This is a genomic window from Coriobacteriaceae bacterium (genome assembly GCA_025992855.1).
Lineage (GTDB): Bacteria > Actinomycetota > Coriobacteriia > Coriobacteriales > Coriobacteriaceae > Collinsella.
The window spans coordinates 119,883-132,089 of record DAJPGB010000001.1; the positions used below are offsets into that span (position 1 = coordinate 119,883).

Genomic DNA, 12,207 nt, shown 5'->3' on the forward strand with positions numbered 1-12,207 from the left:
GGCTTTGTGTGGGCGCGGCACGCGCTGATTGAGCCGCCAGCCGAGGGGCATAAAGCAGTTGAGCGAAAACGGTTTGCCCCTTTGCCGTTCGCTCGAGGATCATGTCCCCCTTTTCCGCGGAAACCCCGGCAGTTGCGAAGAGCTGCCGGGGTTTCTGTCGTTTGAGGGGTTGGGCTGGCGGGCGGCGATCGAGCTGTCGAGCCGGTGGTCCGGCACGCGCAACGCGCGGCCTCGGCAACTTGCAGGCCACGGCAGCGTCTCCCCCACCGCGCCCCGCGCTATACTCGTCCGCATGGATATCAACGCACGCAACATAGCAACACACGCCGCGGACGCACCAGCAACGGCAGTGCCCACCCCCGTCGTGGGCCGTTTCGCCCCGTCGCCCTCGGGCCGCATGCACCTGGGCAACGTGTTCAGCTGCCTGTGCTCGTGGCTTTCGGCCCGCAGCCAGGGCGGCAGCATCGTGCTGCGCATCGAGGACCTGGACGATCGCTGCAAGCGCCCGGAACTTGCCGCTCAACTGATTGACGATCTGACCTGGCTGGGGCTCGAGTGGGACGAAGGCCCCTACTACCAGCACGATCGCCTGGATCTGTACGAGGACGCCCTGCGCCAGCTGCAAGACGCCGGCCTCACCTATCCCTGTTTTTGCACGCGTGCCGAACTCCACGCCGCGAGCGCACCGCACGCCAGCGACGGCACGCCCATCTACCGCGGCGCCTGCAGAGGTCTTTCTGCTGATGAAATCACCCGCCGCAGTGCCCTGCGTGCTCCGGCCACGCGCCTGCGCGTGCCCACCGTCGACGACCTCGCCAGCGACGTGATCGAATTCGTGGACCGCACGTACGGAGCCCAATGCGAAGCACTCGCCACCGAGTGCGGTGACTTTTTGGTGCGCCGCAGCGACGGCGTGTTTGCCTATCAGCTGGCCGTGGCGGTCGACGACGCTGCCATGGGCGTCACCGAGATCGTACGCGGATGCGACCTGCTTGGTTCCACGCCGCGCCAGATCTATCTGCAACATCTGCTGGGACTGCCCACGCCGCACTACGCGCACATTCCGCTGCTCATGTCACCGGACGGCCGCCGCCTTTCCAAGCGCGATCGCGATCTGGACCTGGGCGAGCTCCGCACCCGCTTTGGCACACCCGAGGCACTGTTGGGATGGCTCGCCGGGCAAACAGGCATCGCGCCGGACACCACGCCGCGTACCGCCGAGCAGCTGGTCGAGCACTTTAGCTGGGACGTCATCCGCGCGCATCGGGAGAACATCACTGTAACGGTCGAGTAGCCAGCCACCCCGCCTCTACGCAACATCCCAGGGCTGGAGTTCGTCGCCCAAGCGAACGATGCAGTCGTAGAGCACGGTGTGACGCTCGGCCGGGTTGGCGTCACGATGAAAATGCCCGTAGTACCAGCGCTTGTAGTCCAGGTGGTCCTCCAGCTCGTCGAAAAACGTGGTGAGTCGATCGACATCGGGATAATTCCAGCCAGGTGCCGGGTAAAGCGTGGGCGAAAGCATGCGCGTGGAGCAGGTATGGGTGATCGCATAGTCGACCTTCCAACCCACGCTGTCGAGCTTTGCCCGCGCCTCCTCAAAGTTGCGCTCGTCCGGCAGCTCCTGCGGCCACCAGCTGGAATACGGAATGCGGTATTCCTTATCCACGCTCGTGGCGCCGCCCATGGTAGAGATCGTTGGGCCGTCGAGCTCAAAAACCTCACCGCGCGTCAGGCGTCGGATGGGCGAGGTGTCCGACAGGCGCTGCGTCAGGCCGCCGTGCCACAGCTCCATGGGGCGCTCCGACCAGTGATCGAAACGCTCGTGGTTGCCGTCGACAAACAGCACGGTATAGGGGCGCGACTCCAGCCAGGCGATGTCGGCACATTCCTCGGCAGAGAAATCCCACGGAAAGCCAAAGTCGCCCGCGATGATGAGATAGTCGTCACTTGTCAAACCATCCCCAAGATCCCAGTCGCGAAGCTTTTGCATGTCGACGCCGCCGTGAATATCGCCCGTCACATAGACCGTCATCGGATCACCACTTCCCTGTAAGTCGCTAGCCCACATTCTGCACGATCACTAAGTCAACCGTTCCAGCCCTTCCATCCTTTGGGACCTACCCTCGCTCTTCCATCCAAACGGGTCAAACACCCAAAAGATCAAATCGAGCACGCCGCCGGTCATCATGGCGCCGGCAAGAGCCATGCAAGCATGCAGAAAGCTGGCACTTCGGAGCACGTCGAACGGCCCCAGAACAGCCAGCAGCGCGACCGCTGCGCCGGCTACGCACAGCGCGAGGCACGGCCCCGCGTCCTTAACGCACTTCTTTGCGAGATGCTTTGCGTTGTCACTCATCGGTATCGAACTCCTTAGAGGGTCGTTGTTCAGACGCATGCCGCCGCGGCAGAGCGGGGCGGCAGGGTAAGTGTCACATGCTGTGCGGACATCAATGGAGAAACCGCCTGCTCGACCAACCTTTGACGCCGTTTTGCACCGACACCACATCCCCCGCTATCGAGGTCTAATACTTTTCCCACCGCTACCCAAAAACTCATCCAACATTAATCTTGGCTCAAGAATCGCTTAATCTATAACCTGCACTATAGAGTTCGACCAAGGGCGAGGCGGCGCCGCGCAACGCAGGCCGCCGAACGCAACGCTCGCGCCCGGGCAGATCGCCCGGCGTCGCGCCCATCGAACGAAAGGACAGGTCATGGACGACCTCGAAAAAGTTGAAACCATCCGCACCAAGTGCAACGTGAGCTACACCGATGCCAAAGCTGCGCTCGACGCCGCCGACGGCAACGTTCTGGATGCCATCATTTGGCTCGAGTCGCAGGGTAAGACCCAGACCACGTCAGCGCACGCCGCCACCGAGTCTGAGCCGGTCGATGAGCCCTCAGCCGAGATGGTCGCCGCGCAGGCCGCCTACGAGAAGTCGAGCGAAAAGACCGACTTCTCCAAGAAGATGGACAGCGTATGGGAGTACCTCAAAAAGCTCTTCCGCCTGAGCCTGGACACCAAGTTTATCGCCACGCGCCGCGATGCGATCATCCTCAACATCCCCATCCTGATCCCCATCATCGCCCTGTTTGCCGGGGGCGCTACGATTTGGCTGATGCTGATTGGCCTGTTCTTTGGCATGCGCTACCGCATCGACAGCGACGGCGACGTGCCCGGCAGTATCAACAACCTTATGAATCACGCCGCCGATGCCGCGGACGACATCAAGCAAAATCTGAACGACGACAAGTAATCGCAGACGGGGGCACGCATGGCACGGATCCTGATCGTAGAGGACGAGGAGAAAATCGCCCGCTTTGTGACGCTCGAGCTGGAGCACGAGGGCTACCAGGTGGAACACGCCGCCGATGGCCGCACCGCCGTGGACCTGGCGCTGGAGCGCAACTACGATCTTATTCTGCTCGATGTGCTGTTGCCGCAGCTCAACGGCATGGAGGTCCTGCGGCGCGTCCGCAAGCACAAGGATGTGCCGGTGATAATGGTCACCGCGCGCGATGCCGTGATGGACAAGGTGGCCGGGCTCGATGCCGGCGCCGACGATTACCTGACCAAGCCGTTTGCGATTGAGGAGCTGTTCGCACGGATCCGCGTGGCGTTGAAGCGCTCGGAGGCCGTGCGGGCGGCTTCGGGCGTTGGCGGCATCGGGACGGGCGCGGCAGGCGGCACGGGTGTCGGCGCCACTGCGATGCCCCCGGTCAGTGACTCGACCCAGGTTTCCGCCTCGCTCTCCCCCGCCACGCTCGCCGCGGGTTCGGTCGTGCTCGATCCCGATCGCCGCGAAGTCACGGTCGGCGGCTCGCCCATCGCGCTCACGGCCCGCGAGTTCGATGTCCTCGCCCTGCTTATGGCGCACGCCGGCAGCGTGCTCACGCGCGAGCGCATCGCGCACGAGGCGCTGGGCTACGAATACGTAGGCGACACCAACAACGTCGACGTGCACATCGCGCACCTGCGCGCCAAGATCGAAGACGCCGGCAGCGCCCGCATCATCCAGACCGTGCGCGGAGTGGGCTATGTCTGCCGTGCGTAACGCCGAGGCCAAACGCGTCACCTCCATCGCCCGTGCCATCAACTGGAGCTATATGTGGCGCCGCCTGATAAGCTACGTCTGGCTCGATCTGCTGCTGATGGTGATTGCGGCGGCGATCCTCGTCTATGGATACAACCAGACGCTGCCCGATGGCGCGTTTACCGCAGGCTGGATTCCCGGCGCCACCGTTCACGGCATGTCGCTGACGCCCGCGCGCGGCTGGGACCTGACAACGCTCACCTATACCGTCGAGCTTGCGCGCACCACCAAGACTTTCCCCCTCGCGCAGGACCTCGTCGCGCTATGGCCTCTCTACCTTGTCGTTGTGGGTTGGCAGGTCATCAGCGTGCTCAACATGCTCGGCGGTGCCCGCCGTGTGCGCCGTACCATGGCACCGCTCAACGACTTGGCACTGCGCGTGGACGAACTCGGCCGCATGCAACTCGCCGGCGGCAAAATGGAGACACTGGAGCAGGCCATCGAGCGCGCAAGCGTCGACTCGCCGAGCGTCACCACCGGCGACGCCGACCTGGCAAGCATCGAGGTCGCGCTCAACCGCCTGCTGCGCCAGATGCAAGAGGCAAAGATGCAGCAGATGCGCTTTGTCAACGATGCAAGCCACGAGCTACGCACGCCCATCGCGGTGATTCAGGGCTACGTAAACATGCTCGACCGCTGGGGCAAAAACGACCCGGACGTGCTGGCGGAATCCATCGCGTCCCTTAAGGCCGAAAGCGAGCACATGCAAGAGCTCGTGGAGCAGCTGCTGTTTTTGGCGCGCGGCGATGCCGGGCGCACGGTCCTACGGCGCGCGAATACCAACCTGGCCGCACTGGTCGGCGAGGTATGCGAGGAATCGCAGATGATCGATACCGAGCACACGTATCGACTGGCCTTTGACGCTGTGCTTGTCAGCGACCCGCGCTGCGACGCGCCCGTTGACGTGGCGCTCGTGAAGCAGGCTCTGCGCGTGATCGTGCAAAACGCCGCCAAGTACTCGGATGCGGGAACGACCGTCACATTTGGCATAACGCCGGATGCGGGCGCGGGCACGATCGACATAAGTGTTGAGGACGAGGGCATCGGCATGAACCAGGAATCCGCAGCTCACGCGTTCGAGCGGTTCTACCGTGCCGACAACGCGCGCGATGCCGGCGCACAGGGTTCGGGTCTGGGGCTTGCGATCGCCAAGTGGATCGTCGACAGCCACGGCGGCGTCATCGGTGTGACCTCGGTCGAAGGGGTCGGCAGCCGCTTTACGATTCGCCTGCCACGATAGGAAGCCCCTCGGCATAAATCAGAACCACCCTTAAAAAGGGTGGTTTGCTCTTAGGGTATAACCCACGGGCCCCGGGCTCGCGTCTAAAGGCGCGGGCCCGGACTTCGTCCAGGCCTAGTGCATCTTGACCCGTGGCGCGCCGGTCGAACCGGCAGCATCACCCCCTCTTGAAGGGGTCCTCGTACTCCTTCACGCTCAGCTTGTCCAGCGCGATGTCGTGGGACTCCTGCTCCCTGATGTACTTGGCGATCGTCGCCTCGTTCAGGCCGACGGTGGACACGCAGTGGCCCTCCGCCCAGAACTTCCTGTTGCCGAACTTGTACTTGAGGTTGGCGTGCCTGTCGAATATCATCAGCAAGCTCTTCCCCTTCAGGTAGCCCATGACGCTCGCGACGCTGTACTTCGGCGGGATCGCCAGCAGCACGTGCACGTGGTCGGGCATCAGGTGCCCCTCGATTATCTCGATCCCCTTGTACTCGCACAGCTTCCTGAGGATCTCCCCTATGTCGCTCCTGATTTGGTTGTAGATCACTTTGCGCCTATACTTCGGCGTGAACACGATGTGGTACTTGCACATCCACCTCGTGTGGGAAAGGCTGTAGGCCTTCTGGGCCATGGCGACCACCCCTTCGACTCGAATTCTTGACGGCCTGAACAATCGTCAATATCGGTCGGAGGGGTGGCTTTGTAAAGCCGTTTGTCTCCACCCGCGTAGCGGGTGGTTTAAAGCTGGCCGCTGCGCGGCCAGCGGACTAAAGTCTTGAAATAAAGGGATAGGGCCACGCGGCCCTATCCCTTTTTGCTAGCTATGGCAGCTTGTGCGCTATTCGCGGCACAGGTGCACGGCGAAACCGGCGAACTCGCGCTTAAAGTACACGAGCTTGGTACCACCGTCGGGCAGCAGCGCGCGCGACTCCTCGTTGACCTCGAGCCCGCGCTCGGCAAACCACTTCTCAGCTGCATCGATGTCGTTAACGGCAAAGCCGATGTGGCCCTTGGTGCCACGACCGTTCTGCTTCATGATCTCGACCAGCGAATCATTAAAGTACGAAACGGGGGTCTCGATAACGGGCAGGCCCATCATCGTCGAGAACAGCTCCGCGATCTCCAAGGCATCTGCCGGGTCAGTGGCGTTAATGCCCACATGGGCAACGCGCATGCCAAAGAGCTCGACCGGATTGGCGTTCTGCTCATTCATACAGGCAGCGCCTACTGAGCCATAACGTCGAGAACGGCCTTCTCGGCAGCGACGCGGTTCATGCCGGTCATGAAGGGCACGCCGCTCACGTACGGGCAGGTGAGGCCCTCGGGGGCAACGGTGGTGGCGATCAGCAGGTCGGCGCCCTCGTCGCAAGCGTCCTTGGCCTCGGAGATGGCGCACTGCACGATCTCATACTTGCCGGCATAACCGTTGGCGTCGAGCATGGTAGCGACCTTCTGGGCAACGAGCGTGGAAGTAGCAGCGCCAGCACCGCAAGCCAAAACGATCTTCTTCATAGGTAATGTCTCCCTTCATGGTTTACTTTAGGTAAGTGTACCGCAGCGAGCGATGGCACTCGGCCTCGATGAGCTTTTATGCCAGTTTGCTTGCGCGCTGCGTATAATACATCTAGTACGTGTTGTCATACCGCTCGCTTTATGAGCGACTAAGGACCCTAACATGCCCGATTCCCGCACCCTCTGGACCGCCGTCGTTATCATCTGCATCGCCGTGTCGGTGTTCTTTAGCGTCAAAAAACGCACCACGTTCAAGCGTCTGCAGCAGCTTATGGCTGCCAAGCAGTGGGATGAGTTCGATCGTTTGCTCGACGGCAAACTCACCAGCATGCTGTACCCGCGCTACAACCGCGACTACCTGCGTCTGAACTCCTATCTGCTGCGCGAGGACCACAAGCGCGCCGATGAGATGTTCGATTTGCTGCTGGGGCTCAATCTGCCCAAGATGCAGCGCGTCGACCTGGTGATCAAGGCCTTTAACTACTACGTTGGCCAGGAGGACCGCAAAAAGTCCAAGGAACTCCTGCACGAGATCAAGGGCTTTGAGGGCGGTCAGGCCGAGGCAGTCGCGCACGAATGCCAACTGATGTACGACACGATGATCCTCAAGCGCCACAACGACATTCCCGAGCTGGAGCGCATGCTCAAGGATGCCGGTGACGACAAGGTCAAGAGCTGCCGCCTGGAATACCTGCTGGCCCTGCAGTACAAGAACAAAGGCGACGAAGCCAAGTTCCAAGAGTTCCTGGAGAAGTCTGGCCAACACTCGATGGCCGTCAACGCGTAACGGACGGCTTGTGCTAGACTTCTAGTCTCACGGGGGCGTGGCGGAATTGGCATACGCAGGAGACTTAAAATCTCTCGCCGCAAGGATTGTGGGTTCGAGTCCCACCGCCCCTACCACGTATTGTTTACGAGCCCGCGTCCCCCAGGGATGCGGGCTCGCTTCTTTTACACGCCGGCGGGGCTCTAAGTTGCGGTGGAATAGATCCTGTTTATACCGTTTACCAGCTTATTTAGGAACTATCTCACCGCAACTCAGAGGAAGACGGTTAAAGAGCACTCAGGCTCGGGGTCCAGCCGATGGTGGGGGTCGCGCCGTCGAGAGTCTCGTTGATGGTGGCGGCCATGCCGGCGAGTAGGCTGTTCTCGCTTACGGTGAGCGTCTTGTAGCCGCCGGCACGCATGAGTTCGCGGATCACCACGGCGCCAGCCAAGATCACGCCCGCGCGTTTGGGCTGTACACCCGGTAGCGCGGCGATGCCTTCCGCGTCCAACACAGACATGCGCTCGATAGCGGCCGAGACCTGCTCCAGCGACAGCTCGCGTAGGTGAACAAAGCTCGAATCGTACGGTTCCAGCTCGTGGACCAGAGCCACCAGCGTAGTCACCGTGCCACCCACCGCGACCAGACGCTCGGCGCGCTCAAAGTCGCTGGGCAGGCCTTCAAAATAGGCGGCGAACTGCTCGCCTGCCCACGAGGCAGCGGCAGCAAGCTCGCCGCGTGCGGGCGGCAGCGCCGAGAAAAACCGCTCCGTCACGCGACGGCAACCGATGTCCAGTGAGCGCGTTCCCTCCAGCGCAAAGACCCCGCGCTCAGGCGCATAGACGCCCGTCGCGAGCTCCGTGGAGCCGCCACCCGAATCGGCGACGATGATGCGCTCGCCTGCAAAGTCGTGCGCTACGCCAAAAAACGTCAGGCGCGCCTCAACCTCGCCCGGAATCACCTGCGGTTCGAGCCCCAGATCGCGCAGGCCGTCCAGCAGCAGGGCAGCATTGGACGCATCGCGTGCGGCGCTCGTGCACGTGGTGCAGATGCACGCGGCCCCAAAGGCACGGGCTTCGTCCACAAACATGCGGCACGCAGCGAGCACGCGCTCAACGGCCGCCTCGCAAAAGCGCCCCGTCGCGTCCACGCCCTCGCCCAAGTCGGTGATCTCGGTATGCTTGGACGATTCCACGATCGCCCCGGCCTCGACCTGCGCCAGCACCAGTCGCGACGACACCGTTCCCAGGTCGATCGCGGCTACCTTATAGCGTTTGCAATTTGTCATTGCGGGCTCCCCTCCGGGCGCTATTTGCCGTTGGACACGACCGTCTGGCCCTCGACGCCGTTAAACCCAAACAGCATGTCGAGCGCTTGGATGTACCACGGCGCGTCCTTACCGACTTCTTCGATTTCCTTGGCAACTTCGCTGGCCTTCTTGGCGTTCGACGACTTCTGGCTCGACGAGGCATCCGAATCGCCGTCCAGGCCCTGCACTTCAATCCTCTTCTCGCCGGGCATCACCAAGCCCAGGTCCTCGGATGCCGCATCCTTGATACCCTCCTCCGAGAGCAGCTTGTCGACGCTTTTTTGCAGCCCATCATTGTATTGCTGGCGAATCTCGACCTGCTTGGTCAAGATATCGCTCGAACGCTTTGCCACGTACAGGTCGCGCACGGGGAAATACAGGCTCACGAGCACCAGGGCAACGACGATGCCGATGAATAGCCCTCGCTGAGGACCGTGGGTAAAGTCGTAGATCGCCTTGACCACCGCGTTGTCGTTGGCGTAGTGCATAAAGTCCGAGCCCGAAAAACGGTTCGAGGGCCTGCTCGACCTATCGTGCGTTTGAGCCGACGAGCGCTGAGCATGCGACGAACGTGCCGGGCGCACTGGTCCATCTGTCGAAGTATTCACTTGAGCATTGGGGCGCGAGGTACTTGTCGGGCGCTGCATGGAGCGGTCGGCGCCGGCGTAGGCGGACCCACCGAGCTGCACCGTGCGCGCACGGCGAGGCGACGGCTCACGCGAACCGGCGGAATAGTACCTGTTGTCGTAAATCTGATCCATGTGCGCCTTGTGCGGTTGAGGTTTGTTTGCGCTAAGTATTCTAGTTATAGCACGAGCGCCCGCACCGCCTTCGCCAGCCTTTGCTCGACATAAAAAAGGCGCTGAGCCGTATGGCCCAGCGCCCATAGCGCTTTGCGGTATCCTGCCAAGGCGAGGCGGAACCGAGTCAGCCTCCCCCTCGCCAAATTCGCCCGTTTAGCGAATGTTGTAGAACGCGGCCTTGCCGGCGTAGCGCGCGCTGCCCTCGAGCTCGTCCTCGATGCGGATGAGCTGGTTGTACTTGGCGATGCGGTCGCTGCGGCACGGGGCGCCCGACTTGATCTGGCCGGCGTTGACGCCCACGACCAGGTCGGCGATCGTGGAGTCCTCGGTCTCGCCGGAACGGTGGCTCACGATGCAAGCGTAGCCGGCCTCCTTGGCGGTCTCGATGGCCTCGAGCGACTCGGTGAGCGTGCCGATCTGGTTGACCTTGACCAGGATCGCGTTGGCGGCACCCAGCTCGATGCCCTTCTTGAGGCGCTCGGTGTTGGTGACGAACAGGTCGTCGCCTACGAGCTGCACCTTGTTGCCAATGCGGCGGGTAAGCTCGACCCAGCCGTCCCAGTCCTCCTCGGCCATGCCGTCCTCGATGGAGATGATGGGATAGGTGTCGACGAGCTTCTCCCAGTAATCAACCATCTGGGCGCTCGTGTACTCCACGCCCTCGCCCTTGAGCTCGTACATACCGGTCTCGGCGTTGTAGAACTCGGTCGAGGCCGGGTCCATGGCGTACATGAAGTCGGCGCCGGGCTTAAAGCCGGCCTTCTCCACGGCCTTGGTGATGTACTCGAACGGTTCGGCATTGGTCTTGAGGTTGGGTGCGAAGCCGCCCTCGTCGCCCACGCCGCCGCCCAGGCCGGCCTCGTGCAGCACGCCCTTGAGGGTGTGGTAGACCTCGGCGCACCAACGCAGGCCCTCGGCAAAGCTCGGGGCGCCCACCGGCATGATCATGAACTCCTGGAAGTCAACGTTATTGTCGGCATGCACGCCGCCGTTGAGGATATTCATCATAGGTGTGGGCAGCAGATGGGCGTTGACGCCGCCCAGGTACTGGTACAGCGACAGGCCCGCCGACTCGGCAGCGGCGCGGGCAACGGCCAGCGACACGCCCAGGATGGCGTTGGCACCGAGCTTGTTCTTGTTGGGGGTACCGTCCGCGGCAATCAGCGCGGCATCGACGGCGCGCTGGTCGAAGGCATCGAGGCCCACGACGGCGTTAGCGCACTCGTTGTTGACATGCTCGACGGCCTGCGAAACGCCCTTGCCCAGGTAGCGGCCCTTGTCGCCATCGCGCAGCTCGCAGGCCTCAAAGGCGCCGGTCGAAGCACCCGAAGGCACCATCGCGCGGCCGAAGCTGCCGTCCTCGAGCACGACCTCGACCTCGACGGTGGGATTGCCGCGGCTGTCGAGCACCTCGCGACCGTAGACGTCCAAAATATCGCTCATGTTGTCTCCCTCTCACTTGAAAACGGGTTGAATGCTTGGCGACCGGCCGGCCGTGCACCGTCGGTGTGCCTCCGTAAGTTAGCCATGTCGCACTTTTTGCATTATGCCCTAAGTTAGCCGAGGGATACACTTGTTTTTCGAAAAATTTAGCGAGAACGATGAGGCCTGTCAGCCCGTCGTCCCCGCAGTCTTACTCCTCCGCCTTTGCGGCATCCCACAGGTCATTGAGACCGTGGGTCGAAAGCTCAGCCAGATCCACATGGGCGTTGGCCGCCATCTGCTCCATCGCGGCCCAGCGACGGCGGAACTTGGCCGTGCTCGCGCGCAGGGCGCTCTCGGCGTCGATTCCCTCCTTGCGCGCAACGTTGACCAGGGCAAAGAGCAGGTCGCCAAACTCCATCTCGCGCTCGGGAGAGCCGGGAGCCTCGGCCTCAAACTCGGCACGCTCCTCGGCAACCTCGTCCCACACATCCTGGACTGTCTCCCACTCAAAGCCCACGGCAGCCGCCTTGCGCGACACCTTCTGGGCCTGCATCAGCGCCGGCAGATGCGTGGGCACGCCGTCAAGCAGGCCCTCGGGCGCAGCCTCGCCTGCCGCCACGGCCTTGTCCTTGGCAGCCTTCTCGGCAAGCTTGACCTCGTCCCAAATCTTGAGCACCTCGTCGGAGTTATCGGCATCCGCATCGCCAAACACGTGCGGGTGGCGGCGGATGAGCTTGGCGTCGATATCGTGTGCCACATCGGCCAGCGTAAACTCACCGGCGTCAGCCGCAATCTGCGCATGCAGCACTACCTGCATGAGCACGTCGCCGAGCTCCTCGCGCAGATGCGCCGCGTCGTCCGCCTCGATGCAATCGAGCGCCTCGTAGGCTTCCTCGATCATGTTCTTGCCGATGCTCTGATGCGTCTGTTCGCGATCCCACGGGCAGCCATCGGGCTGACGCAGACGCCAGATGGTCTGCACCAGATGCTGTAGCTCGGCCGACGCGTCGACCAGCGTGGACAGATCGCGCGAGCCCTCGGCATTTTGCTGAGCCATATGCTGCGCCATG

14 protein-coding genes and 1 tRNA gene are annotated in these 12,207 nt (G+C 62.5%); 6 read left to right on the plus strand and 9 right to left on the minus strand.

Annotated features, from left to right (window positions below; genetic code table 11):
- Nucleotides 1-349: 349 nt before the first annotated feature.
- On the plus strand, nt 350-1,294 hold the full coding sequence (gene gluQRS, locus OIL88_00525) for a tRNA glutamyl-Q(34) synthetase GluQRS (GenBank protein HJI70876.1): 945 nt from the start codon (nt 350-352) through the stop codon (nt 1,292-1,294).
- A 15-nt stretch (nt 1,295-1,309) separates the two neighbouring features.
- On the opposite strand, the gene OIL88_00530 is transcribed toward gluQRS, so the two are convergent.
- The gene (locus OIL88_00530) at nt 1,310-2,035 is read right to left on the minus strand and encodes a metallophosphoesterase (protein HJI70877.1); all 726 of its coding nucleotides are present in this window, start codon (nt 2,033-2,035) and stop codon (nt 1,310-1,312) included.
- Between the two features lie 48 nt (nt 2,036-2,083).
- On the minus strand, nt 2,084-2,359 hold the full coding sequence (locus tag OIL88_00535; protein ID HJI70878.1) for a hypothetical protein: 276 nt from the start codon (nt 2,357-2,359) through the stop codon (nt 2,084-2,086).
- A 358-nt stretch (nt 2,360-2,717) separates the two neighbouring features.
- Here OIL88_00535 and OIL88_00540 point away from each other — a divergent pair, with 358 nt between their 5' ends.
- Genes OIL88_00540 through OIL88_00550 form a run of 3 tightly spaced genes read left to right on the plus strand, consistent with a single transcriptional unit; the run spans nt 2,718 to nt 5,337 of the window.
- Nucleotides 2,718-3,260, plus strand: a complete 543-nt coding sequence (locus OIL88_00540) for a DUF4342 domain-containing protein (GenBank protein ID HJI70879.1) — start codon at nt 2,718-2,720, stop codon at nt 3,258-3,260.
- An 18-nt stretch (nt 3,261-3,278) separates the two neighbouring features.
- Nucleotides 3,279-4,058, plus strand: a complete 780-nt coding sequence (locus OIL88_00545) for a response regulator transcription factor (protein ID HJI70880.1) — start codon at nt 3,279-3,281, stop codon at nt 4,056-4,058.
- Nucleotides 4,042-5,337: a HAMP domain-containing histidine kinase gene (locus OIL88_00550; protein ID HJI70881.1), complete on the plus strand. Its 1,296-nt coding sequence runs from the start codon at nt 4,042-4,044 to the stop codon at nt 5,335-5,337. Before OIL88_00545 ends, OIL88_00550 begins: the two co-directional genes overlap by 17 nt.
- Nucleotides 5,338-5,494: 157 nt before the next feature.
- Here the strand turns inward: OIL88_00550 and tnpA are convergent, their stop codons facing one another.
- From tnpA to OIL88_00565, 3 genes are all read right to left on the minus strand, one after another.
- A complete protein-coding gene (tnpA, locus tag OIL88_00555) occupies nt 5,495-5,953 on the minus strand; it encodes an IS200/IS605 family transposase (GenBank protein HJI70882.1) in 459 nt (152 codons plus the stop codon).
- Between the two features lie 207 nt (nt 5,954-6,160).
- Nucleotides 6,161-6,535: a VOC family protein gene (locus tag OIL88_00560; protein ID HJI70883.1), complete on the minus strand. Its 375-nt coding sequence runs from the start codon at nt 6,533-6,535 to the stop codon at nt 6,161-6,163.
- Between the two features lie 11 nt (nt 6,536-6,546).
- Nucleotides 6,547-6,834: a PTS sugar transporter subunit IIB gene (locus tag OIL88_00565; GenBank protein HJI70884.1), complete on the minus strand. Its 288-nt coding sequence runs from the start codon at nt 6,832-6,834 to the stop codon at nt 6,547-6,549.
- 163 nt (nt 6,835-6,997) lie between these two features.
- On the opposite strand from OIL88_00565, the gene OIL88_00570 reads away from it, so the two are divergent.
- Together OIL88_00570 and OIL88_00575 are read left to right on the plus strand one after the other, a co-directional pair.
- Nucleotides 6,998-7,621: a hypothetical protein gene (locus OIL88_00570; GenBank protein ID HJI70885.1), complete on the plus strand. Its 624-nt coding sequence runs from the start codon at nt 6,998-7,000 to the stop codon at nt 7,619-7,621.
- A gap of 31 nt (nt 7,622-7,652) precedes the next feature.
- Nucleotides 7,653-7,737 (plus strand) — tRNA-Leu (locus OIL88_00575).
- Nucleotides 7,738-7,886: 149 nt separating this feature from the next.
- On the opposite strand, the gene OIL88_00580 is transcribed toward OIL88_00575, so the two are convergent.
- The 4 genes from OIL88_00580 to mazG all read right to left on the minus strand — a co-directional run bounded on the left by OIL88_00580 (nt 7,887) and on the right by mazG (nt 12,206).
- Nucleotides 7,887-8,888 (minus strand): hypothetical protein, encoded by a 1,002-nt coding sequence (locus OIL88_00580; GenBank protein ID HJI70886.1) that lies wholly within the window; start codon nt 8,886-8,888, stop codon nt 7,887-7,889.
- 20 nt (nt 8,889-8,908) lie between these two features.
- Nucleotides 8,909-9,670, minus strand: coding sequence for a hypothetical protein (locus OIL88_00585; GenBank protein ID HJI70887.1), 762 nt, complete (start codon nt 9,668-9,670; stop codon nt 8,909-8,911).
- 195 nt (nt 9,671-9,865) lie between these two features.
- Nucleotides 9,866-11,155: a phosphopyruvate hydratase gene (gene eno, locus OIL88_00590; GenBank protein HJI70888.1), complete on the minus strand. Its 1,290-nt coding sequence runs from the start codon at nt 11,153-11,155 to the stop codon at nt 9,866-9,868.
- A gap of 190 nt (nt 11,156-11,345) precedes the next feature.
- Nucleotides 11,346-12,206 (minus strand): nucleoside triphosphate pyrophosphohydrolase, encoded by an 861-nt coding sequence (mazG, locus tag OIL88_00595; GenBank protein HJI70889.1) that lies wholly within the window; start codon nt 12,204-12,206, stop codon nt 11,346-11,348.
- Nucleotide 12,207: the final 1 nt, after the last annotated feature.

Excerpts from the sequence above, each read along its gene's own strand:
- OIL88_00550 (HJI70881.1), top strand. The coding sequence starts at position 4,042 with ATGTCTGCCGTGCGTAACGCCGAGGCCAAACGCGTCACCTCCATCGCC.
- OIL88_00530 (HJI70877.1), bottom strand. The coding sequence starts at position 2,035 with ATGACGGTCTATGTGACGGGCGATATTCACGGCGGCGTCGACATGCAA.
- OIL88_00545 (HJI70880.1), top strand. The coding sequence starts at position 3,279 with ATGGCACGGATCCTGATCGTAGAGGACGAGGAGAAAATCGCCCGCTTT.
- OIL88_00585 (HJI70887.1), bottom strand. The coding sequence starts at position 9,670 with ATGGATCAGATTTACGACAACAGGTACTATTCCGCCGGTTCGCGTGAG.
- OIL88_00560 (HJI70883.1), bottom strand. The coding sequence starts at position 6,535 with ATGAATGAGCAGAACGCCAATCCGGTCGAGCTCTTTGGCATGCGCGTT.
- mazG (HJI70889.1), bottom strand. The coding sequence starts at position 12,206 with ATGGCGCAGCATATGGCTCAGCAAAATGCCGAGGGCTCGCGCGATCTG.
- OIL88_00540 (HJI70879.1), top strand. The coding sequence starts at position 2,718 with ATGGACGACCTCGAAAAAGTTGAAACCATCCGCACCAAGTGCAACGTG.
- OIL88_00570 (HJI70885.1), top strand. The coding sequence starts at position 6,998 with ATGCCCGATTCCCGCACCCTCTGGACCGCCGTCGTTATCATCTGCATC.
- OIL88_00565 (HJI70884.1), bottom strand. The coding sequence starts at position 6,834 with ATGAAGAAGATCGTTTTGGCTTGCGGTGCTGGCGCTGCTACTTCCACG.
- OIL88_00580 (HJI70886.1), bottom strand. The coding sequence starts at position 8,888 with ATGACAAATTGCAAACGCTATAAGGTAGCCGCGATCGACCTGGGAACG.
- tnpA (HJI70882.1), bottom strand. The coding sequence starts at position 5,953 with ATGGCCCAGAAGGCCTACAGCCTTTCCCACACGAGGTGGATGTGCAAG.
- eno (HJI70888.1), bottom strand. The coding sequence starts at position 11,155 with ATGAGCGATATTTTGGACGTCTACGGTCGCGAGGTGCTCGACAGCCGC.
- OIL88_00535 (HJI70878.1), bottom strand. The coding sequence starts at position 2,359 with ATGAGTGACAACGCAAAGCATCTCGCAAAGAAGTGCGTTAAGGACGCG.